We start from the raw sequence: 22,043 nt of genomic DNA, 5'->3' as shown, positions 1-22,043 counted from the left end.
AAGGCTCAGCGTGATTTCACCTTGATTCCCGGGCCTGCGCCGACGATTCGATGTCGGTCGGCGTAGGTTCGCACGGTCAGCTTGGCGTCACCCAGCTCGGAAAGATCGATATCCCCTCGATCCCCGCGAATCGACATGATGTCCAAGGTGGTGAGCTGGTTCATCCGCGCGATCTGCGCCCACCAGTTCGGGTCGACCGGCGTCAATACCTCGAGAGTTCGAAGTCCTCTCACGGTGGAAAGCGGAGTGAGGTCCTCGACCTGGCAGCGGCGGAGGGACAGCCTCTCCAAGGCGGGAAAGCGCGAGAGCTCGCCGAGTTCGCCGAGGGGGCGAACATCCAGGAATCCCAGCTTGTCGATTCCGGGGGCATCCTTGGCCAGTTGACGCAAACCACCCCGGATGCCCAGTCCCACCCCTTCGGGGGCTTCCCCGATATCCAGCGATCGAAGAGCCGCCAAATTGCGGAGGAACCCGAAGTCCGCGCCTTCAGGATAATGATAGAGGCTCAGCGAGGTCAGTGCCTCCAGGTCGCCGAGCGCGGAGAAGTCGCTCACCTCTTCGAGCCACTGTAATGCCAAGGAAACCAGGCCCGTCATAGGCCGGAAAATCTCGAGGTCTGTCGGCGGCCCGACCCCGGGGTAGAAGTACAGGTGGCGCAGTTTCGGCACACCGATGAGGACATGGGCATCGACCGCGCCGTGAGGCGCCAGCAACACCGATTCCAAGTCGGTGCACCGTGTCAGCGGAGCGAGGTCTTCGAAGGCGCCGGCAAGTTGGGCACCACGCAGGCACGGTAGCCGCGTCAGCACTTCCAAGTCCGTGAGATCGCGAAGATCGATTGTCAGGTTGCCCAGGTGGCGAAGTCGGTGGACTGCGGGCAAGAGCGCCTGATCCTCGATCCACACGTGCCCGTCCAGCAATGGCGCGTCGGCGAGGACGCGTGCGGCGTACTCGTCCGGATCGAAGTAACGCCAGGCCGCGATCAACTCCTTCTGCACTCCCGGCCTCGGGTCGCGGCTGAACCTCTCCAGTACCGGCCACGCTTCCGGGCCGTTGATCAACGCCGCGGTCCGGACGGTGGCCGCTGCCGCGGCCTCCGAAAGGTCGGCCGGTGTATCGAGCAGCCGCGGCAGCAGGACTTCTCCGCCGGCGGCCAGGGACCGGGCTTCGGCTTTTCCCCGCGGCGGGATCAGCGCGGCCAGGGAACTCTCCATGCGTTCGGCGAGCTCGGTCGTGAGAACAGGCGCGGACTCAGTCGCCGCCGCGGCGAGGAGCCGGAGCTTGCGTCGCGTTCTCGGTTCCGCGTCGGCCCGGTCGAACAGACCCGTGAACAGTTGCTCGCGCAGCGGCGCGTTGGCCAGGCCCGCGGCCATCACGACGATGTCCCGCCACTGGTCCAGGTGCGCGTTCTGCACCAGCAGGCCGACGTCCCCCTGGTCCGCGGCCTCCTCCGCGGTCAGGAACTCCTGGAACGTGCGGTGCACGAAGTCGATCCGGCCCGGTGTCGGCTCGCGGACGATCCCACTGCGCTGCACGAGGTGTTCGAGCAGGTCGTCGGCGTCGTGGTCGACCCGCGGCATGGTGGCGAGCCGTTCGGTGACGCGCCTGAGCGCTTCCTCCCTGCTCAGCTCGGACCGGCCGTTCACCGAGAGGCGCCAAGCCAGGTGCCGAAGCAGCTGGCGGCTTTCCTTGTCACCGATCTTCAGCGAGGTGGGGATGCGCCGCTCCGCGTCGCGCCGCTCCAGCAACATCGACAGGGCGGTGACGTAGAGCTCGAGCCGGTTGCGCGGCAGGAAAGAGGCACGGTCCAGGTTCAGGGCGCACAACATCGCGCACAACAGCGGTGTGGTCGAGAGAGCCCTCAGGTGGGCGTTGCCGTCCAGACGGCTGAGCAGTGCTCCTTCGTACCGCGGAAGCTCCTCTTCGGTGCACGGCATGCTCCCGGCGTCGCGTACCGCCTGGTGCCAGTGCCGGACAAGCGCGCGCACGTCGGCCTGGCTCATGTGCTCGATCCAGGCCGAACCGAACCCCTCCGCGCTCAACCACGTCTCAGCGGCCGCGGACGGCCGGGACGTGAGGACCAGCCTGGCTTCGGGGAAAGCCCGGCACAGGTCTTTGAGCCAAGCACGGACCGCCCCTCGCTCGTCGGCGGTGAGTTCGTCGACACCGTCGACGAGGACGAGCGCGCGCCCCGACGCGAGCCGGCGGTGGACCCAGGCCGACGGCATGAGGGCGGTCAACACCTGCGCCGTCCCGTCGAGGAACTCCTCCGGCGAAGGCAGCCGCCGGCCGGAGTAGCTACGCAACTTGATCAGGAACGGGACGTACCCGTTCAGCCCGGCCAGCTCGTCGCGGAACGTGCCGCGCGCGGCGTTGACCGCGAGCCATCGCAGCAGGGTCGACTTGCCGGAGCCGGCTTCGCCACGGATCAGGAGCCGGCCGGCCGTCGCCAGCGCTCGCTCGGCACGGACGGAGCCGTCCTGGCCGCGGACCGCATCGGCCCGCCACGACAGCATCTCGTGGGCGGGTCCGCGGGAGTCCGCACCGGTGCCGCGGACGGTCAGGCTCACGTAGGCGACGCTCAGCGTCGTGCGGAGCCGGTAGCTGCGGGTGTCGACGCCGAAGAGCTCCAGGTCGTCCAGGGTCTCGCTGATCTGGCGCAGGTACCGGGCGCGGAACGCCGTGTCCGACGCGGTGCCGTCGGGCGCCATCAGGGAAGGCGCCGGTAGCCGGTTGAGGACCCGTTCGAGCTGGTCGGCCAGGCCCGAGACCCGGCCGAGCAGTTCCGCACCGGCCCTGGCCGCGAACGGCGTCAGGTGCACGACCAGGCGGACGTAGTAGCCGCAGCACTCCTCGAGGACCCGGCGGTAGAACCACGTCGCGGCCTCACTCAAACCCGCGCGTTCCGCCGCGTCCGGCAAGGTGGCGCGGAGGCGGTGCGCGAGCTGGGCCGGGTCGACGTCGGCCTCGAACAAGTCGGCGTCGGCCAGATCGGCCCGTTCGAAGGCGGACGCGACCTCCGCCAAAGCCGCCGACCGCTCGCCGTCGTCGAGGTTCGGGACTTCCTGCCGGCACAACAGCAGCAGTCGCTCGGACACGACGTCGACCAGCGCTTCGACTTCCCGGTCGAAGCGCCGGCGGGAGAAGCCGCCTCCCACCCGCGCCTGCACCAGCTCCGACAGCGAGCTCTCGCGCTCGAGCCCGCTCTTGCGGCTGGTGAGCCACGACTTGACGGCGGAGCTCACGACGGTTGAACCCACCTTGAACACCAAAGGCTCCATGGAATTCGAGTCGCCACCGGATCACTCGCTGTTACTGCACGGCGGGCCGGGCCGATCTGTAGTGATATGGGACGGGTGAAGACGTTTCTGGACAAGGTGGACGGACGGCTGGGCGACGGGCTCGAGGGTGTCCTGTGCGCCCACCACCGGCGGCGGCTGCACCGGCTCGGCTGGGGTGCTGTCCTCGAATCCGGCGGGGCGCAAGACCCGCTCGGCGGCCGGGCTCCGGTCCGGGACGGCAACCGCGTGCGGGTGCTGATCGACGGCGAGGAGTCGCTGCCCGCCGTTGCCGAGGCCATCCGGTCGGCGAAATCGCACATCCACATCGCCAACTGGCACGCCAGCGCCGACTTCCGGCTGACGCGGGAGCCCGGGTCGCCCACCCTGCGGGCACTGCTCGCCGAGGCCGCCGGGCGGGGGGTCGAGGTGCGGGTGCTGCTGTGGGCCGGTCCGCCCTTTCCGGCGTTCCAGCCGTCGCGGAAGCTGGCGCGGTCCGAACAGCGGAAGTTCACCGAGGGCACCGACGTGCGGTGCGTGCTGGATGCCCGTGAGCGGACGATGCACTGCCACCACGAGAAGCTGGTGATCGTCGACGACGCCGTCGCGTTCGTCGGCGGGGTGGACCTCACCGCGCTGGAAGGCGACCGGCACGACAGCCCGGACCACCCGCCGCGGCCGATCGGGTGGCACGACCTGATGGCGCGGCTCGACGGACCGGTCGTCGCCGATGTCGCCGACCACTTCCGGCGGCGGTGGACCGAGGTGGCGGGCGAGGACCTGCCGCAGCCGGCGGTCCCGGCACCGGCCGGCGGCAGCCGCGTCCAGCTGCTGCGGACCGTGCCGAACGACACCTACGACTTCCTGCCGAAGGGCGAGTTCACCGTCCTCGACGGCTACCTGCGCGCGCTGCGCTCGGCCCAGCGGCTGATCTACCTGGAGAACCAGTTCCTGTGGTCGCCGGAGATCGCCGAGGTGCTGCTCGACAAGCTGCGGAACCCGCCGTCCGAGGAGTTCCGCGTGGTCCTGCTGCTGCCGCGCAAGCCGAGCAACGGCTCGGACACCACCCGCGGCCAGCTGGGCCGGCTGCTCGACGCCGACGACGGCCACCACCGCCTGCTGGCCACGACGATCAGCGCCCACGACGGTGACTCCGCGGCCCCGGTGTACGTCCACGCGAAGCTCGGCCTCGTGGACGACTCGTGGCTCACCGTGGGCTCGGCGAACCTGAACGAGCATTCGCTGTTCAACGACACCGAGGTGAACATCGCGACCGACGACCCCGAGGTGGTCCGGGACACCCGGCTGCGGTTGTGGGCCGAGCACCTCGGGCGTCCGGTGGCGGAGCTGGCCGACCGGGAGCCGGCGGACATCGTGGACAACCTGTGGCGGCCGCTGGCCGAAGAGCAGGCCGAGCGGGAACGCCGGGGTGAGCAGCGGACCCACCGGCTGGTGCTGCTGCCGGGGGCCTCTCGCCGCGCGGCCCGGCTGCAGGGACCGCTGCGGGGACTGCTCGTGGACGGCTGAGCCCTACCGGATCCGCAGCTTCCGCATCAGCTTCAGCCCGGAAAGCATGCTCTCGACGTACTTCTCGTACCCCTGCCCCGGCCGGGGCCCCATCACCTGCTTCTTCAGCACGGCCAGGTTCTGCACGTCGGTGTACTTCAGCAGCCCCTGATCGCCGTGCCGGGCGCCGACGCCGGAGTTCTTCACCCCGCCCGACGGCGTTCCCTTGGCCGCGTACGCGGTCGCGAGGACGTCGTTCACGTTCACGTTGCCGGACTCGATCCGGGCCGCCACCGCGCGCGCCGCGGTGACGTCGGTGCTCCAGACCGACGCGTTCAGGCCGTATTCCGTGTCGTTGGCCAGCGCCACGGCTTCGTCGACGGTCCGGTACTTGTGCAGCGCCACCACCGGGCCGAACGTTTCCGTGACACCACAGAGCATCTCGGACGTGACGCCCTCGAGGATCGTCGGCTCGAAGAACGCCGGGCCGAGGTCCGGGCGGGGCTTGCCGCCGCACAACACGGTGGCGCCCTTGGCGACCGCGTCGTCCACATGGGACTTGACGCGGCTCATGTGGTCGACCGAGACCAGCGAGCCCATGTCGGGACCGAAGTCGTACGCCGCGCGGACGTCGAGGGCCGAGGCCGCCGCCACGAACGCCGTCTTGAACTCCTCGTACCGGGATTCCGGCAGGTAGATCCGCTCGATGTGCATGCAGATCTGGCCCGTGTTGCCGAACGCGCCGAAGATCGCGCCCGGAACGGCCTCGGAAAGATCGGCGTCCGCCAGGACGATCATCGGGTTCTTGCCGCCGAGCTCGAGGCAGCAGCCGATGAGGTTGCGGCCCGCCCGCTCGCCGATCACCCGGCCGGTCGCCGTCGAACCGGTGAACATCACGTAGTCGGCGCGGTCGATCAGCGTGGGGCCGACGTCCGGGCCCTCGCCGCACACCACCTGGAACAGCCCCTCGGGCAAGCCGGCTTCCTCGAGCAGCCGGACGCCGTAGAGCGGCGACAGCGCGGTCTTGTTGTCGGGCTTCAGCACCACCGCGTTGCCGGCCATGAGCGCCGGGATCGCGTCGGAAACCCCGGTGGCGAACGGGAAGTTCCAGGGCGCGATGATCCCGACGACCCCCTTGGGCAGCCGGACTTCGGTCGACGTCGTGAGCATCGGGACCGGGCCGCCGCGCTTCGTCGGCGCCAGCAGCTTCGCGGCCCGCTTCAGGTAGTGGCTCATCACCATCGGCGGGTCGCAGGTCTCCTCGATCGCCATCCGCCGGTTCTTGCCGCTCTCGACCTGGATGAGGTCGGCGACGGTCCGCGCGTGCTCGACGAACAGCGCGTGCGCCCGCCGGAACACCGCCAGCCGCTCCTTCACCGGCGTGGCGGCCCACTTCCGCTGGGCCTCGCGCGCGACGGCGAACGCCCGCTCGATGTCCTCCGGTGTGGATTGCGGCAGCTCGACGAGCACGTCGCCGGTGTAGACCTCGGTGAGCTTCCAGGTCGCGCCGGACGAGCCGGGCACCCGGGCCACGAGCTGCCGCAGGAAAGCGTCGGTGACCGACGCCGGACGGGCGAGTTCGAGCGGCGTGACGGTCATGACTTGCTCCCGAGGACGAGCTGGGCGCCCATTTCCCCGATCATGATGCAGGGCGCGTTGGTGTTGCCGCCGGTGATCGACGGCATGATCGAAGCGTCGCAGACCCGCAGCCCCTCGACCCCGCGCACGCGCAGGTCGGGCCCGACGACGGCGAGTTCGTCGACGCCCATCCGGCAGGTGCCGACGCCGTGGTAGACCGAGGTCGCGCGGTTGAGGATCGCGTCGCGCAGGGCTTGGCCCCTGAGGTCCTTGCCCGGGTGGATCTCTTCCTTGACCGCGCCCTTGAACGCCTGGGACGCGAAGATCTCGCGCACCATCTCCGAGCCTTCGCCGAGCAGTTCGAGGTCGGCCGGGTCGGACAGGTACTGGAAGTCGATGTCCGGGGCCGCGGCAGGATCGGCCGAGGTGAGGCGCAGCGTGCCGCGGCTCTTCGGGTAGATGAGCGTCGTGAGCACGGTGAGCGCGGGGCGCTTGTCGACGTCGTGCCGGATCGGCGCGTCCTGGTTGGGCGAGACGTACGCCCACGGCAGGAGGTGCAGCTGCAGGTCGGGGATCGCCCCGGCCTGCGAGGTCCGCAGGAACGCGACCGCCTCGAAGACCGAGTTCGCCAGGAACGTCGTGCCGGGGCGCAGCAGCTCGCGGGCCAGGCCGCGGGCGAAGTACGGCGCCGTGCCCTTGTTCTTGCTGGTGGTCACGTGGAACGTCAGGGCGTGGAACATGTGGTCGTGCATGTTGTCGCCGACGGGCAGGTCGGCGACGACGCCGATGCCGTGTTCCTTCAGGTGCTCGGCGTGGCCGATGCCGGACAGCATGAGCAGCTGCGCGGAGCCGATGACGCCGGCGGAGAGGATGACCTCCTTGGCGGCCCGGATGGTGCGCCGCCGGCCGCGGTCGAGGACCTCGACGCCGACGGCGCGGCCGTTCTCGATGAGCACCTTCTCGACCAGCACCCGGGACTGCAGCTGCAACGTCGAGGGCGCGTTGTGGAGGTAGCCGCGCGAGGCGCTGTAGCGCAGGCCGTCGGCGGCGTTCTGCTGCATCCGGCTGACGCCTTCTTGGGACTCGGCGTTGTAGTCGTCGAGGATCTTGCAGCCGAGCGCGTCGGCGGTGGCGTCGACGAACTGCAGCGAGCCCTCCTGGGGGTTCTTCGCGCGGGTGACCCGGATCGGCCCGCCCGCGCCGCGGAAGGCGTTCTCGCCGTCTTCGAAGTCCTCCATGCGCTTGTAGGCGGCGTTGACGCTGTCGGCGTCCCAGCCGGTGTTGCCCTCGGCGGCCCAGGAGTCGAAGTTGGCGCGGTTGCCGCGGACGTAGACCATGCCGTTGATGGAGCTGGAGCCGCCGACGACCCGGCCGCGCGGCACCGGCATCCGGCGATCGAGAACGTGTTTCTGCGGAACGCCGTAGTAGCCCCAGTCGAGCGGCTTCTTGAGCTGCGGCACGGCGTGCATCGGCCCGACGAGCCCGGGTTTCTTGATGAGCAGCTGCTCGTCGCTCTTCCCGGCTTCGAGGACGATCACGCTGGCCCCGGCCCGAGCGAGCCGTCCCGCGATCGTCGCGCCCGAGCTCCCCGACCCGACGACGACGTAGTCGGCCTCGTCGCCGCGCGCCGCCCTTTTCGCCATGTCCGCTCCTCGCTACGACCGGCCCCTAGAACTGTAACGTGTTCTAGTTCAGGCAACCGTATAGCGCCGACCCCGGGGAGCGCAACGGCCCGGGCGGCGGAGCGGGCCTCAGCCCCAGGTCAGGAAGCGGTAGTGCAGCCCGGTCGAGGACGCCAGCCAGTCCCCCGCGGAGTCCGCCGGCCGCCCCACCTCCGGCGCGTACGTGTCCCCCTCGAAGGACTCCCGGAGCTCCGTGACCACGACCCGGTCCGCGATCGGCAACGTTGCCCGGTAGACCGCCGCGCCGCCGATCACCCAGAGGTCACCGGAAACCGCGGCGAGCGCGGACGGCAGATCCGGGAACGTCTCGACGCCCTCCTGCGGGGTCGCGGACAGCACCAGGTTGCGCCGCCCCGGCAGCGGCCGGAACCGCGGCGGCAGCGACGCCCAGGTGCGGCGGCCCATCAGCACGGCCGCCCCCGCGGTCAGCTCCTTGAAGTGCCGCAGGTCCTCCGGCAGGTGCCACGGCAGCTCGCCGTCCCGCCCGATGACCCCGTTCGCCGCCTGCGCCCAGACCAGCCCGATCACACCGCCACCGGCGCCTTGATGCCCGGGTGCGGGTCGTAGCCCTCGATCGAGAAGTGCTCGTAGGTGTACTCGAACAGGCTGTCCGCCGGCTTCAGCTCCAGTGCCGGGAAGGGCCGCGCGTCCCGCGCCAGCTGGGTGCGCACCTGCTCGACGTGGTTGTCGTAGACGTGGCAGTCGCCGCCGGTCCAGATGAAGTCGCCGACGCCGAGGCCGACCTGCGCGGCGATCATGTGCGTCAGCAGCGCGTAGCTCGCGATGTTGAACGGCACGCCGAGGAACAGGTCCGCGCTGCGCTGGTACAGCTGGCAGGACAGCCTGCCGTCGGCGACGTGGAACTGGAAGAACGCGTGGCACGGCGGCAGCGCCATGCGCGGGATGTCGGCGACGTTCCACGCGGAGACGATGATCCGCCGCGAGTCCGGGTTCTCACGCAGCGTGCGCAGGACCTCGGCGATCTGGTCGATGTGTCCGCCGTCCGGGGTCGGCCACGAGCGCCACTGCACGCCGTAGACCGGGCCCAGGTCCCCGTCTTCGGCCGCCCACTCGTCCCAGATCGTGACGCCGTGCTCGCGCAGCCACGAGACGTTCGCGTCGCCGCGCAGGAACCACAGCAGCTCGTAGGCGATCGAGCGGAAGTGGACCTTCTTCGTGGTGATCAGCGGAAAGCCCTCGGACAGGCGGTAGCGCAGCTGATGCCCGAAGATCGACCGCGTGCCCGTGCCGGTACGGTCGCCCTTGCGGGTGCCCGTGTCGAGGACGTGGCGGAGGAGGTCTTCGTACTGCGTGTCCGGCATGCCCGGAGCCTAGCCATGCCGCTGACTCAGCGTGAACCCCGGATGGCTCAATCCGCCACCGCCATAACTTGACTCATTCCAGAAAGCGCCCTAGGGTCGGCGGCGATGTCAGACTTCGAAGCGCAGCTGCGGGCGGTCTCGCTGCGGGTCACCCGGCCCCGCCTGGCCGTGCTGGCCGCGTTGCGCGACCATCCCCACGTCGACACCGAAACGGTGATCGATCTGGTGCGGGCCGGGTACCCGGCGGTGTCGCACCAGACGATCTACGACGTGCTGCGGGCGCTCACCGACACCGGGCTCATCCGGCGCATCCAGCCGGCCGGGGCGAACGCCCGCTACGAGACCCGGGTGGGTGACAACCACCACCACGTCGTGTGCCGTTCGTGCGGGGCGATAGCCGACGTCGAGTGCGCCGTCGGCCACACCCCCTGTCTCACCGCTTCGGACGACCACGGTTACGTGATCGACCAGGCGGAGGTCGTCTACTGGGGCACCTGCCCCGAGTGCGCGGCCGGACGCCCCCGAAATGATTCGCCGCTCCCGGAAGGAAGTAAATGAGCTCCACCCAGGACAACCCGTCCAGCGCGCAGGGCGTGGACAAGAAGGCGGCGGCCGGTTGCCCGGTCGCGCACGACTCGGTGACCGCGCACGGCAGCGAGAGCGAAAACCCGGCGATCGACTCCCCGACGCCGAAGACGGGCGGCCGTCCGCGCACGAACAAGGACTGGTGGCCCAACCAGCTCGACCTGTCGGTGCTGCACGCCCACTCCGCGAAGGGCAACCCGCTCGGCGAGAACTTCAGCTACGCCAAGGAGTTCGCGAAGCTCGACGTCGACGCCCTCAAGCGTGACATCACCGAGGTGCTCACCACCTCCCAGGACTGGTGGCCGGCCGACTTCGGGCACTACGGCGGCCTGATGATCCGCCTGAGCTGGCACGCCGCGGGCACCTACCGCATCCACGACGGCCGCGGCGGCGCCGGTGACGGCAACCAGCGCTTCGCCCCGCTCAACAGCTGGCCCGACAACGCCAACCTCGACAAGGCGCGCCGCCTGCTGTGGCCGGTCAAGCAGAAGTACGGCCAGAAGATCTCGTGGGCCGACCTGCTCGTGCTCGCCGGCAACGTCGCCCTGGAGTCGATGGGCTTCAAGACCTTCGGCTTCGGCTTCGGCCGGGTGGACGTCTGGGAGCCCGAGGAGATCATCTGGGGCCCGGAGGACGACTGGCTGGGCGACGAGCGCTACGTCAGCGACTCGGAAATGGCGCCCGAGGTCGGCGCGACCGAGATGGGGCTCATCTACGTCAACCCCGAGGGTCCCCGCGGCAGCGCGGACTTCGAGGCGGCGGCGCACTTCATCCGCGAGACCTTCGCCCGGATGGCGATGAACGACGAGGAGACCGTCGCCCTCATCGCCGGCGGCCACACCTTCGGCAAGACCCACGGTGCCGCGATCGCCGACGACCACGTCGGCCCGGAGCCCGAGGGTGCCCCGCTGGAGACGCAGGGCCTCGGCTGGCTGAGCACGCACGGCAGCGGCAAGGGCCCGGACGCGATCACCAGCGGGCTCGAGGTGACCTGGACCGACAAGCCGACCGAGTGGAGCAACCGCTTCTTCGAGATCCTCTTCGGCTTCGAGTGGGAGCTCACCACGAGCCCCGGCGGCGGCAAGCAGTACGTCGCCAAGGACGCCCCGGAGATCATCCCGGACCCGTACGACCCGAACAAGAAGCACAAGCCGACGATGCTCACGACGGACCTGTCGCTGCGCTTCGACCCGGTCTACGGCCCGATCTCGCGCCGCTTCCTGGAGAACCCGGACGAGTTCGCGCTGGCCTTCGCCAAGGCCTGGTACAAGCTGCTGCACCGCGACATGGGCCCGGTCAGCCGCTTCCTGGGCCCGTGGGTCGCCGAGCCGCAGCTGTGGCAGGACCCGGTGCCCGCCGCCGAGGGCGACCTCGTGGGCGACGCCGACATCACCGCGCTCAAGGCGAAGGTGCTGGACTCCGGCCTTTCGGTTTCCGAGCTGGTTTCGACCGCGTGGGCGTCGGCCGCGAGCTTCCGCTCCACCGACAAGCGCGGTGGTGCGAACGGCGCCCGGATCCGCCTGGAGCCGCAGCGCAACTGGGAGGTCAACCAGCCCGAGCAGCTCGGCAAGGTCCTGGCGACCCTCGAGGGCATCCAGCGCGAGTTCAACGAGGCGGGCGGCGCGAAGATCTCGCTCGCCGACCTCATCGTGCTGGCCGGCTCGGCGGCCGTCGAGAAGGCGGCGCTCGACGCCGGCGTCGAGACGACCGTGCCGTTCCACCCGGGCCGCACCGACGCCTCGCAGGAGCAGACCGACGTCGACTCCTTCAAGGTGATGGAGCCGCGCGCCGACGGGTTCCGCAACTACCTGCGGGCCGGCGAGAAGCTGCAGCCGGAGGTGCTGCTCGTCGAGCGCGCCTACATGCTCGGCCTGTCCGCGCCCGAGATGACCGCCCTCGTCGGCGGCCTGCGCTCCCTCGGGACGAACCACGGCGGTGCCGCGCACGGTGTCCTCACCGACCAGCCGGGCGTGCTCACCAACGATTTCTTCGCCAACCTGCTCGCGCCGGGCACCCGGTGGAAGGCGTCGGAGTCGACGGAGAACGTCTACGAGATCCGCGACGTGACGACCGACCAGGTGAAGTGGACCGCCACCGCGGTCGACCTCGTCTTCGGTTCGAACTCGCAGCTGCGGGCGCTGGCCGAGGTCTACGCCAGCGACGACGCTCGCGAAAAGTTCGTGGCCGACTTCATCGCCGCGTGGACGAAGGTCATGGAGCTCGACCGCTTCGACCTCGCCTGATCCACCCCCGCACGGGCCCGGCCGATCCCCGCGATCGGCCGGGCCCGTCCGTGTGCGCGGCGATCTTGACACCGGGGCGATCGCCGACCTACCGTGAGTCCACGCCGCCGGGTTGTCCAGACCATTTATTTCACGTCCGTGAACGAATGGTGCGTTCCACCGCGAAAGGACACCCAACGATGCGTGTGCGTGCTTTCCTCGCCCTCCTGGCGATCCCGGCGCTGGCCGTGGCCACCGCGTCCCCCGCGCTGGCGGCGGATCCGTCCGTGGCCCCGGGCGGCAACTTCGACCTGTCGGTCTGGCAGCTGCAGGAGCCGGTCGGCTCGCCGGGCAGCCCGACGACCATCTCGTCGTCCCGGCTGCAGGGCCCGAACGGCTTCCAGGACAGCTACTTCTACACCGACACCCGCGACGGCGCGATGACCTTCTGGGCCCCGGAAAAGGGCGTCACGACGCCGAATTCGAACTACGCGCGCTCGGAGCTGCGCGAGATGAACCGCGACGGCTCCGCCGCGAACTGGTCGCTGAGCGGGTCGCACAAGCTGAGCGCGACGCTGCGGGTGGTTTCGGTGACGTCGAACGTGTGCGTCGGCCAGGTGCACCTCGGCACCGGCGGCTCGTCGACGAAACCGCTGCTGGAGCTGTACTACCGGGCGAGCGGGGACATCGTGCTGGGCACCGAGAACTCCCCCGACGGCGGGCAGACGTCCCACACCGTCGGCCACGTCCCGGCCGGCAAGACGTGGACCTACACGATCGGGATTTCCGGCGGCAACACGATCGACCTGACGGTCAACGGGAGCACCACGCACTACGGCATCCCGTCGTCGTTCAAGGCTTACAGGCAGTACTTCAAGGCCGGCTCGTACAACCAGTCCTCTTCGAGCAGCACGACGAAGGGCGCGCGGGTCGCGTTCTACGGCCTCAACGTCTCCCACGGCTGATCGGAGACCGGCCCGGCCGCCACCGGGCCGTCCCCCTCAGCGCCAGCCCAGCTCCGGGGCCACGTGGGTGAGAATGCTCTCCAGCACGTGCGCGTTGTAGTCGACGCCGAGCTGGCTCGGGACGGTGAGCAGCAAGGTGTCCGCGGCCTGGATCGCTTCGTCCTCCTTGAGCTGCCCCACGAGCTCGTCGGGCTCCCCCGCGTAGGACCGGCCGAAGATCGCCCGGGTGTTCTCGTCGATCATGCCGACCTGGTCGCGCGAATGGCGGTCGCGGCCGAAGTAGGCGCGGTCCTGGTCGTTGGTCAGGGCGAAGATGCTGCGGCTGACCGAGACCCGCGGCTCGCGCTCGTGCCCGGCTTCGGCCCACGCCTCGCGGTAGGCCTCGATCTGCTTGCGCTGCTGGACGTGCAGCGGCTCGCCCGTCTCGTCGTCCTTGAGCGTCGAGCTCTGCAGGTTCATCCCCAGCTTCGCGGCCCAGACGCTCGTCGCGTTCGAGCCGGAGCCCCACCAGATGCGGTCCCGCAGGCCCTCGGAGTGCGGTTCGAGCCGCAGCAGGCCCGGCGGGTTGGCGAACATCGGGCGCGGGTTCGGCTGGGCGAACCCCTCGCCCTCGAGCAGCTTGAGGAACACCTCGCTGTGCTGCCGGGCCATGTCGGCGTCCGTTTCGCCCTCACCCGGGGCGTAGCCGAAGTAGCGCCAGCCGTCGATCACCTGCTCGGGGGATCCCCGGCTGAGGCCGAGCTGGAGCCGGCCGCCGGAGATGAGGTCGGCCGCGCCCGCGTCCTCGATCATGTACAGCGGGTTCTCGTAGCGCATGTCGATCACACCGGTGCCGATTTCGATCCTCGACGTCCGCGCGCCGATCGCCGCGAGCAGGGGGAACGGGCTCGCCGCCTGCTGCGCGAAGTGGTGCACGCGGAAGTACGCGCCGTCCACACCCAGCTCCTCGGCGGCCACCGCCAGGTCGATCGACTGGTGCAGGAAGTCGGCGGCCGACCGGGTCTCGGAGTGCGCGCTCGCCGACCAGTGGCCGAACGAGAGGAAGCCAATCTTCTTCACGTCCCCTCAAGCGTTCGGCGAGCGGGTTTGATTCCCGGTGTGAGGCGGCCGACCGGTCGCTCGTTCCGGTGAATCGCCGCCCGCGGGCGGCCCGGCCGGGTACTCCGACGGAAACGAGGAGGAGACGCATGCCCGACAACGACCTCACCGGATTCCTGATCATCGGCCTGGTCTTCGTGGTGGCCGACGGCCAGGTGCTCTACCGCGGTGGCCGGCGCTACTTGAGCGGGCCGGACGGCGGTGAGGGGACCGGCTCGCTGGCGTGGATGGTGGTGACCGTCTTCCACCTCGTCTCCTTCGGCGTGCTCGCCCTGCTCTCCGTCGTCGGCCCGCAGTGGTCGGGTTCGACGGCCGCCCTGGTCGGCCGGCTCGGCATCTTCCTGCTGCTGATGGCCGTGGCCCACGTGCTCACGCTGGCCGTGCTCGCCCAGCGCCGGCAGGACCGGATCGTCGAGAACCACTTCCAGGACCGCGACGGCGAGCCGCGCGGCACCGAAACCTACGTCCGGCCGGCCACCGAGGTGGTCGTCGAGCCGGCCTCGACGGACCCCGCGTGGCGCCCCGCCGTCACCCCGGTGCCCGGCCAGGACGGCCCGCACCCGCGGATCAGCCCCGATCTCGGGAACCACGGCCCTTACCGCACCTGACCGACCGGCCGCATTCACCGGATCGGGCGTTCCCTGGCGCGCCCCGCGGTCTTCGTGCTGCTTCTCCCCCACCGGGCGTGCTTGGATCTTCACGGCTGGTGAGTGAGGAAGGAAACTGCGGTGCGAACGTCCCGAGCAGGGCTGGCGGTGGCCGTCTCGGTCCTGGTGGCGGCCACGGCGCCCGCCGCCGCGACCACGCCCGACCCGCTCGCGCCGTACCGGGGGCAGGAGGTCTCCTGGGGCGCGTGCCCGTTCAAGCAGCGGACAGGCCCGGCCGCACAGTGCGCGCGGATCACCGTCCCGCGGGACTGGGCGGCCCCGTCGGCCGGCACCGACCTGCAGGTGGCGATCAGCCGCGTGCCCGCGACCGGCAGCCGGCAGGGCGCGATCCTGGTGAACCCGGGCGGCCCCGGCGGCCGGGGCACTTCGCTCGCGGGTGCGCTGGCCGGCCTGGAACCGAAGCTGAACGAGCACTACGACATCGTCGGGATGGACCCCCGGGGCACCGGCCAGGAAGGCGGCACGGACGAGGGGTACGTGTGCCGGGTGCCGCTGGGGCGGCTGCCGCAGGATGACGACCTCGACGCCCGCGACCGCTCGGCGAGCAGCATCGCGCTGCACCAGCGGACGCCGCGCGTGCTGGCCGAAGCGTGCCAGAGCGACGCGCTCGCGCCGTACATCACCACCTGGCAGACCACGCACGACATGGACCTGATCCGCGCGCTGCTGGACGACGAGAAGCTGAACTACCTCGGCTTCTCCTACGGCACCTGGCTCGGCGCGAAGTACGCGTCGCTGTTCCCGGAGCAGGCCGGCAAGATGGTCCTCGACTCCAGCGTGAACTTCGAAGGCCGTCTCCAAGCCGCGTTCGAGGCGTTCCCGAAGATCGACCAGCGCCAGTTCGACCGCGTCTACGCGCCGTGGCTGGCCCGGCGGTTCCCGGAGCAGCTCGGCAAGACCGCCGCGGAAGTCCGCGTCAAGTGGGAACGGCTGCGGACCTTCTTCAAGGAAAAGGGCGTGCCACCCGACGTCTTCGACTCGGTCTTCGTCGGCAACGGCAGCCCCCGGCAGTGGCTGACCGGCGCCCTGGTCCTCACCAAGGGCGCGGCCGCGCTCGACGGCGCGGCCGCCGCCCCCGCGCCCGCCGCGCTGCGCAGCGACCTGGACCGGGCCTCCCGGGCCGTCTTCGGCCGGCCGGCCGACCGGCTGACCGCGGCCGACGTGGCGGCGGACCCGCCGGAGCCCGACTACGCCGACGTCCCGGGTACCCGGCTGGCCGTGGCGTGCGGCGACCAGCCGACGCGGACCGCGAGCTGGTACAAGCTGCTCAGCGACCTGCAGGGGCCGGCCTACCCGCTGTTCGGCTGGGCGTACGGCCTCAGCGAGGCGTGCGGCTTCTGGTCCGACGCGCCCCAGCACCAGCTGCCGACCCTCTCGCCGCGGGCCGCGAAGAACATCCTGGTCGTCCAGGGCGAGTTCGACCCGCAAACCGGCTACGAGCAGGCGGAGGCGGCGGCGCGCGCGGCCGGGATCCCGATGATCTCGGTGGCGGAGTCACCCTTCCACGGCCAGTACGCGGTCAGCGGCAATTCCTGTGTGGACGACCTGGTGAACGGCTTCTACCTCGGCACCGGCCGCCCCGCGGCGACCATCTGCCCGGGTGTCCCGCTGCCCGGAGAGCACCAGGTGTTCCCGGTCCCGGGCCCGGCGGGCGAGCCCTCCCGCCAGGCGGCACCCGCACCGCGGGACGCCAGTTCGAACGTGCGGGAACGGCTTCAGGACGACATCAGCGCGGTCAACCGGGGCCGCTGATCAGGTACACCACCCTTACGGCGCAACACTTTCCACCACGAACGCTCCGGACGGCACCCCCACAAGGCCCGCGAGCTCGAGGATGCGCAGCGGCGCGGAAGCAGCGCTTGCCCGGGTGGTGACAGCCAGGCCACGGCGCCGGGCCACGGCCGCGACGTCGAGCAGCAGGGCGATGCCGCAGCTGCTCAAGTAACGCAGTCCGGTCAGGTCGACGACCACCGACTCGACGGCCGTGGCTTCGACGCTGGCCAGGACGGCCGCCCGGACCTCGTCGATGGTCGCCAAGTCGAGGTCGCCGGTCAGCTTCAACGCCAGGGGGCCCGGCCCGCCTTCGTCGACCGACACCGTGGCCGGGACCACGATTTCCGGTGCCACCGGCGGGCTTTCCGGTGCGGCGCCCGGCTCCGGCGCGATGCGGAACCGGACGGCGGTGCCCTCACCGCCGTGGTCGATGCCGAATTCCTCGGACAGGGCCTTGATGATTGCGATGCCGCGGCCGCGGTGGCTGTTGTCCGCCGGTTCGCGGCGCCAGCGGCCGTCGTCGCGGACGAGGGCCTCGAGGCGGCCGTCCGCCGTGCGGGTCACCGAGTACGCCACCTCGCCCGGCGTCTCCGGGAAGGCGTGCTCGACGGAGTTCGCCACGGCCTCCCCCAGCGCGAGGCTCAGGTCCTGGTGGAGCTCCGCGGGCAGCCCGGCGAGCGCCGACCAGCGCGCGAGGTCCTCGCGCAGGCGCCGCAGCACGTCGGGCCGGGCGGCCGCGGAGCGCCGCAGGGGCGGGGGCACCAAGCGGATCGCCAGCAGGGCGACGTCGTCCTCCTGGCCGCTGTCGAGCAGGGCCGCACCGATCGCGGTGACCAGCCGCTCCGGCGCGGCCGCGTGGGCGCGGGTGGCGGCTTCGCACAGCCGCCGGAGTCCTTCGTCGATCGGCTCGTCGCGCCGCTCGACGAGGCCGTCGGTGTACAGGAGCACCGAGGCGCCGGGCGCCAGCGTCACGGCGTGCTCGCGGTGGTGCGCCCGGTCCGGGCCGCCGAGCACGGCGCCGCCGCCGGACAGCAGCCGGGCGCCGCCCTCCTCGACGAGCACCGGCGGCGGGTGCCCGGCCACGGCCCAGCGCAGTTCGCCGGTCTCCCAGTCGAGCGTGAGGCACGCGCAGGTCGTGCCGGCCGCCCCCGCCGTGCGCGCCGCGAAGGCGTCGAGGCGGTCGAGGGCGGCGGCCGGGCCGTGGCCGTCGAGCAGGCTGCCGGCCAGCGCGCTGCGCAGCTGGCCCATCACCGCCGCCGCCTGCGGTCCCTTGCCCACGACGTCGCCGACGGACAGCGCGACGCGGGTCGGCCCCACCGCCACCAGCTCGTACCAGTCCCCGCCGGTCTGGGCGTGCACGGCGGCCGGCTGGTAGCGGGCCGCGGCGGCGATCCGGGGCAGGGCGGGCAGTTCACGCGGCAGGAGGCTGCGCTGCAGCGTCTCGGCGATCTCGTGCTCACGCTGCAGCAGGAGCTCGCGCTCGGCTTCGCGCCGCCGGCGCTCGGTGACGTCGCGGCCGATCGCCTGCACGCCCGAGGGGGTGGCCTGGATGCTCAGCTCCAGCGCCATTTCCGTGCCGTCGGCCCGGCGCACGTGGTCGACTTCGCTGGTCTCCCGGACATCACCCGGCCGGGCGATCAGCTGCCGCCACCGTTCGCTCCCGGCCTCGTCGAGCAGGGCGGTGATCGGCGTGCCGATCAGGTCCTCGCGCGCGTACCCGAGCAGTTCGCAAGCCGCGGGGTTGATCTCGGCGAACCGCAGGTCGCGGTCGAGCACCCAGATCGCGTCGGTGGCGCGTTCCACCAGCAGCCGGTGCCGTTGTTCGCTGTCCCGCAGGGCGCGGCCGGCGTGCGTGCGCTGGATGGACTCCCAGCACCGGCTCACGATGAGCTCGACCAGCTCGACCTCCGCGTCCGTCCACTCCCGGACCGTGGCCTGGTGCACGGCCATCGCCGCGACGAACCGGCCGCCGCGCAGCAGCGGTACGCAGATGACGGCGCGGATGCCGGTCACGCGGTAGGCGTCCAGGTCCGCGGGCTCGAGGCGGTCGTCGTGGCGGCTGTCGGCGACCACCCACGACCGCCCGGCCCGCATCGCGCGCATGCAGCCGTCCCCGAACGCCGACATGGCGAAGCGGCCGGGCAGCGGCGGCAGGCCGGTGGCGTGGTCCCCGCTCATCAGGAAGTGGTCTTCGTCGTCTTCCGCTTCGGCGTAGGCGCAGCGGTCCGCGCCGAGGTGTTCACCGAGGCTGCGGGCCGCGTAGGCCATGACGTCCTCGGCGTCGTCCAGTTCCTGCAGGCCCCGTTCGAACTCGGCGAGGAACCGCTGCCGCTCCGCTTCGGACCGCCGTCCGGAGGCGTCCAGCAGCACGCCGCCGATCGTCTCGCCGCCGGGCCGCACCCGCCCGATTTCGTGCAGCCACACCACCCGGCCGTCGGCGGTCAGGGCGCGGTAGGTGACTTCGTAGCCGCCCTGGGCCCGGCCCGCCTCCCGGGCCCGCGCGCAGTGGTCGCGGTCCTGCGGGTGCACCACCGAGAGGGCGAACCCGGGATCGGCCGCCCACGACTCGGGCGGGTGGCCCAGGAGGGTGCGCGAGGCGTCGGAGACGAAGGAGAAGGCGCCGCTGCGGGCGTCGGCTTCCCACACGACGACGGGCAGGCCGTCGACGAGATCCCGCCACTCCTCCGGCTGCATGCTCCCCGGCTTTCCCACGAACGTCGACCCGCCACACGGCTGGGCACACCATACGGAGCGGACGGCCGGTCCGCGACTCGCGGCCGAAATCCCTGGTGACCGGGTCAGACATCCGGGGCCGGCCACGCCGCGGCGGCCCGCCGGTGCTAGTCCCGGCGGTCGCTCAGCCGCCGGCGAGCACCCGCACGGGATCCGGGTACCGCGGCTCCCAGCCCACCCCCCGCCGCGCCCTTGGCCGGGGTGAACTCCTGGTCGAGGGCGAAGGCGTCGGCGGCCGGGCCCATCTCGGCCCGCGCCTGCTCCAGCGTGATCGACGTGGTCTTCCCGGCCAGGCCGGCCGCGTGCGCACACGCCTCGGCGACCTCCTTCGCACCCGGTTCACCCCGCCCACCCCGACGTGGACCGACCCCGGTCCGGCCGGCAACGCCGCCACGTACAACCGGGCGAGGTCGCCGACGTGGACCAGTGCCCAGTGGTCGTCCCCTTCGCCGATGTAAGGATCGCCCCCGCCTCGGCGTGGTCGCTGCGGGCGAGTGCCTCGACGGCGTGCCCCGTCCGCACCGGTTCCGCGATCGTGGCCCGGCCGATGTAGCCGGACCCGCCGGTGATACCCGCAGGACATCGAAGCGCGAAGTCTTGACGCGGACCGGCGCCGAATGTTCTCATTCCTGGGAGCGCTCCCAGCCTGGTGAAATCTTCGAACACCGGACCCAAGGGAGTTCAATGAAGCGCTCCATCACCGCACTGGCGGCCGCCGGCGCGACGGTTCTCGGCGGCACGGCCGTCCTGGCCATGCCCCAGGCCTCGGCCGCCGCGCAAGGCTGCCGCGTCGACTACACCATCACCAACCAGTGGCAAGGCGGCTTCCAGGCCGGCGTCAAGGTCACCAACCTGGGTGACGCGATCACCGGCTGGCTGCTCCGGTTCACCTTCCCCGACGGCGGCCAGAAGGTCGCCCAGGGCTGGAACGCCACCTGGGCGCAGTCCGGCGCGATCGCCACCGCGGCCAACCCCGACTGGAACCGGACCCTCGCCACGGGGGCCACCACCGATCTCGGCTTCACCGGCACCACGACCGGCGCCAACCCGGTTCCGACGTCCTTCACCCTGAACGGCGTCACCTGCACCGGGTCGACCACGACCACCACCACGCCCGCCACGCCCACGACCACCACTCCGACGACCACCACCACGCCCTCCCCCGGTGGCACGCCGCTCGCCGCCAACGGGCAGCTGCACGTCTGCGGCGTCCACCTGTGCAACGAGGCGAACCGCGCGATCCAGCTGCGCGGCATGAGCACGCACGGCCTCCAGTGGTTCGATTCCTGCTACAACGACGCGTCCCTGAACGCGCTCGCGAACGACTGGCACGCCGACCTGCTCCGCATCGCCATGTACGTGCAGGAAAAGGGCTACGAGACCAACCCGGCCTGGTTCACCGACCGGGTCAACAGCCTCGTCGGCGAAGCCGAGGAACGCGGGATGTACGCGATCGTCGACTTCCACACCCTCACCCCGGGCGATCCGAACTACAACCTCGACCGCGCCAAGACGTTCTTCGCGGCGGTGGCCGCGCGCAACGCGGCCAAGAAGAACGTGATCTACGAGATCGCCAACGAACCCAACGGCGTCAGCTGGGGCGCCATCAAGAGCTACGCCGAACAGGTCATCCCGGTGATCCGCGCCACCGACCCGGACGCCGTCGTGATCGTCGGCACCCGCGGGTGGTCGTCGCTCGGCGTCTCCGACGGCTCCAGCGAAACCGAGATCGTCAACAACCCGGTCAACGCCGCGAACATCATGTACACGTTCCACTTCTACGCCGCCAGCCACAAGGACAACTACCGCGCCACGGTGAGCCGGGCGGCGGCGAAGCTGCCGCTGTTCGTCACCGAGTTCGGCACGGTGACCGCGACCGGCGGCGGCTCCCTGGACCAGCAAAGCACCACGGCCTGGCTGGATCTGCTCGACCAGCTGCAGATCAGCTACGCGAACTGGACCTACTCCGACGCGGACGAAAGCAGTGCCGCGCTGCAACCGGGCACCTGCGCGGGCAGCGACTACGGCACCGGCCGGTTGACCGCGTCCGGCGCCCTGGTCCGGAGCCGCATCGACACGCCCGACCACTTCTGATCCACCGGGTGGGGGCTCCGCACGCGGAGCCCCCACCCTTTCTCAACCATCAGGTTGACAACCTCCCGGAGAGCACCTACCGTCTTGCTCAACCGAAGAGTTGAGGACGAACCGGTGGACGAAGACAGCGAACGGCTCAACCGGGTGTTCGCGGCACTGGCCGACCCGACGCGGCGCGATCTGGTGGCGCGGCTGGCCGGCGCGGACGCGACCGTGGGCGAGCTGGCCGAGCCGTACGACATGAGTCTCCAGGCGGTCTCCAAGCACGTGAAGGTGCTGGAGGAAGCCGGGCTGGTCACGCGCAGCAAGGACGCCCAGCGCCGTCCCGTCCACCTGGATGCCGAGGTGTTCGACCTGATGACCAAGTGGATCGAGCGGTACCGGCGGCAGGCCGAGGAGCGCTACCGGCGCCTCGACGTCCTGCTGGGCCGCATGGCCGGCGAAGAAGCCCGGCCGCGAAAGGACGCGTCATGACACCCCTTGTGTCAACCTCGAGAGCAGAATCAGGCCGCGACCTGCTGATTGAGTCGCTGTTGAGC

At 71.1% G+C, this 22,043-nt stretch carries 15 protein-coding genes; 8 read left to right on the top strand and 7 right to left on the bottom strand.

Translation table 11 applies throughout. The features are described from left to right. Positions 1–5: 5 nt before the first annotated feature. On the bottom strand, positions 6–3,269 hold the full coding sequence (locus C2L58_RS18415; RefSeq protein ID WP_103338825.1) for an NACHT domain-containing protein: 3,264 nt from the start codon (positions 3,267–3,269) through the stop codon (positions 6–8). An 87-nt stretch (positions 3,270–3,356) separates the two neighbouring features. Here C2L58_RS18415 and C2L58_RS18410 point away from each other — a divergent pair, with 87 nt between their 5' ends. Continuing rightward, complete coding sequence (locus tag C2L58_RS18410; protein ID WP_369904215.1) at positions 3,357–4,805, top strand: phospholipase D-like domain-containing protein; 1,449 nt, start codon at positions 3,357–3,359, stop codon at positions 4,803–4,805. Between the two features lie 3 nt (positions 4,806–4,808). Here C2L58_RS18410 and C2L58_RS18405 read toward each other — a convergent pair whose 3' ends face one another. From C2L58_RS18405 to C2L58_RS18390, 4 genes are all read right to left on the bottom strand, one after another. Continuing rightward, positions 4,809–6,383 carry a succinic semialdehyde dehydrogenase gene (locus C2L58_RS18405; protein ID WP_103338823.1) on the bottom strand — a complete coding sequence of 525 codons (1,575 nt, stop codon included), beginning with the start codon at positions 6,381–6,383 and terminating at the stop codon, positions 4,809–4,811. Next, entirely contained in the window at positions 6,380–8,005 is a 1,626-nt protein-coding gene (locus C2L58_RS18400; protein ID WP_103338822.1) for a GMC family oxidoreductase, read from the bottom strand. The genes C2L58_RS18405 and C2L58_RS18400 overlap by 4 nt, the downstream gene beginning before the upstream one ends. Before the next feature lie 108 nt (positions 8,006–8,113). After that, positions 8,114–8,572: a dihydrofolate reductase gene (locus C2L58_RS18395; protein WP_103338821.1), complete on the bottom strand. Its 459-nt coding sequence runs from the start codon at positions 8,570–8,572 to the stop codon at positions 8,114–8,116. Then, a complete protein-coding gene (locus tag C2L58_RS18390) occupies positions 8,569–9,366 on the bottom strand; it encodes a thymidylate synthase (protein ID WP_103338820.1) in 798 nt (265 codons plus the stop codon). Before C2L58_RS18390 ends, C2L58_RS18395 begins: the two co-directional genes overlap by 4 nt. A gap of 105 nt (positions 9,367–9,471) precedes the next feature. On the opposite strand from C2L58_RS18390, the gene C2L58_RS18385 reads away from it, so the two are divergent. The 3 genes from C2L58_RS18385 to C2L58_RS18375 all read left to right on the top strand — a co-directional run bounded on the left by C2L58_RS18385 (position 9,472) and on the right by C2L58_RS18375 (position 13,138). Continuing rightward, positions 9,472–9,924 (top strand): Fur family transcriptional regulator, encoded by a 453-nt coding sequence (locus C2L58_RS18385; protein ID WP_103338819.1) that lies wholly within the window; start codon positions 9,472–9,474, stop codon positions 9,922–9,924. Further along, positions 9,921–12,194, top strand: a complete 2,274-nt coding sequence (katG, locus tag C2L58_RS18380) for a catalase/peroxidase HPI (RefSeq protein ID WP_103338818.1) — start codon at positions 9,921–9,923, stop codon at positions 12,192–12,194. The genes C2L58_RS18385 and katG overlap by 4 nt, the downstream gene beginning before the upstream one ends. 179 nt (positions 12,195–12,373) lie before the next feature. Then, the gene (locus C2L58_RS18375) at positions 12,374–13,138 is read left to right on the top strand and encodes a polysaccharide lyase family 7 protein (protein WP_103338817.1); all 765 of its coding nucleotides are present in this window, start codon (positions 12,374–12,376) and stop codon (positions 13,136–13,138) included. 36 nt (positions 13,139–13,174) lie between these two features. On the opposite strand, the gene C2L58_RS18370 is transcribed toward C2L58_RS18375, so the two are convergent. Beyond that, positions 13,175–14,197 carry an LLM class flavin-dependent oxidoreductase gene (locus C2L58_RS18370; protein WP_103338816.1) on the bottom strand — a complete coding sequence of 341 codons (1,023 nt, stop codon included), beginning with the start codon at positions 14,195–14,197 and terminating at the stop codon, positions 13,175–13,177. 128 nt (positions 14,198–14,325) lie between these two features. Between C2L58_RS18370 and C2L58_RS18365 the strand changes: the two genes are divergently transcribed. Beyond that, positions 14,326–14,844 (top strand): hypothetical protein, encoded by a 519-nt coding sequence (locus C2L58_RS18365; protein ID WP_103338815.1) that lies wholly within the window; start codon positions 14,326–14,328, stop codon positions 14,842–14,844. Between the two features lie 120 nt (positions 14,845–14,964). Then, a complete protein-coding gene (locus tag C2L58_RS18360; protein ID WP_233225789.1) occupies positions 14,965–16,656 on the top strand; it encodes an alpha/beta fold hydrolase in 1,692 nt (563 codons plus the stop codon). Between the two features lie 15 nt (positions 16,657–16,671). Here C2L58_RS18360 and C2L58_RS18355 read toward each other — a convergent pair whose 3' ends face one another. Continuing rightward, a complete protein-coding gene (locus C2L58_RS18355; protein ID WP_233225788.1) occupies positions 16,672–19,389 on the bottom strand; it encodes a SpoIIE family protein phosphatase in 2,718 nt (905 codons plus the stop codon). 705 nt (positions 19,390–20,094) lie between these two features. Between C2L58_RS18355 and C2L58_RS18345 the strand changes: the two genes are divergently transcribed. Beyond that, entirely contained in the window at positions 20,095–21,504 is a 1,410-nt protein-coding gene (locus tag C2L58_RS18345; RefSeq protein ID WP_103338812.1) for a cellulase family glycosylhydrolase, read from the top strand. 114 nt (positions 21,505–21,618) lie between these two features. Beyond that, entirely contained in the window at positions 21,619–21,978 is a 360-nt protein-coding gene (locus C2L58_RS18340; RefSeq protein ID WP_103338811.1) for an ArsR/SmtB family transcription factor, read from the top strand. Positions 21,979–22,043 lie beyond the last annotated feature (65 nt).

This window comes from Amycolatopsis sp. CA-126428 (assembly GCF_002904335.1).
In the GTDB taxonomy this organism is placed as follows: Bacteria; Actinomycetota; Actinomycetes; order Mycobacteriales; family Pseudonocardiaceae; genus Amycolatopsis.
Note: the sequence above shows the minus strand (reverse complement) of the source record. Positions and strands in the feature narration are given on the sequence as shown.

Excerpts from the sequence above, each read along its gene's own strand:
- C2L58_RS18365 (WP_103338815.1), top strand. The coding sequence starts at position 14,326 with ATGCCCGACAACGACCTCACCGGATTCCTGATCATCGGCCTGGTCTTC.
- C2L58_RS18375 (WP_103338817.1), top strand. The coding sequence starts at position 12,374 with ATGCGTGTGCGTGCTTTCCTCGCCCTCCTGGCGATCCCGGCGCTGGCC.
- C2L58_RS18385 (WP_103338819.1), top strand. The coding sequence starts at position 9,472 with ATGTCAGACTTCGAAGCGCAGCTGCGGGCGGTCTCGCTGCGGGTCACC.
- C2L58_RS18345 (WP_103338812.1), top strand. The coding sequence starts at position 20,095 with ATGAAGCGCTCCATCACCGCACTGGCGGCCGCCGGCGCGACGGTTCTC.
- C2L58_RS18405 (WP_103338823.1), bottom strand. The coding sequence starts at position 6,383 with ATGACCGTCACGCCGCTCGAACTCGCCCGTCCGGCGTCGGTCACCGAC.
- C2L58_RS18390 (WP_103338820.1), bottom strand. The coding sequence starts at position 9,366 with ATGCCGGACACGCAGTACGAAGACCTCCTCCGCCACGTCCTCGACACG.
- katG (WP_103338818.1), top strand. The coding sequence starts at position 9,921 with ATGAGCTCCACCCAGGACAACCCGTCCAGCGCGCAGGGCGTGGACAAG.
- C2L58_RS18400 (WP_103338822.1), bottom strand. The coding sequence starts at position 8,005 with ATGGCGAAAAGGGCGGCGCGCGGCGACGAGGCCGACTACGTCGTCGTC.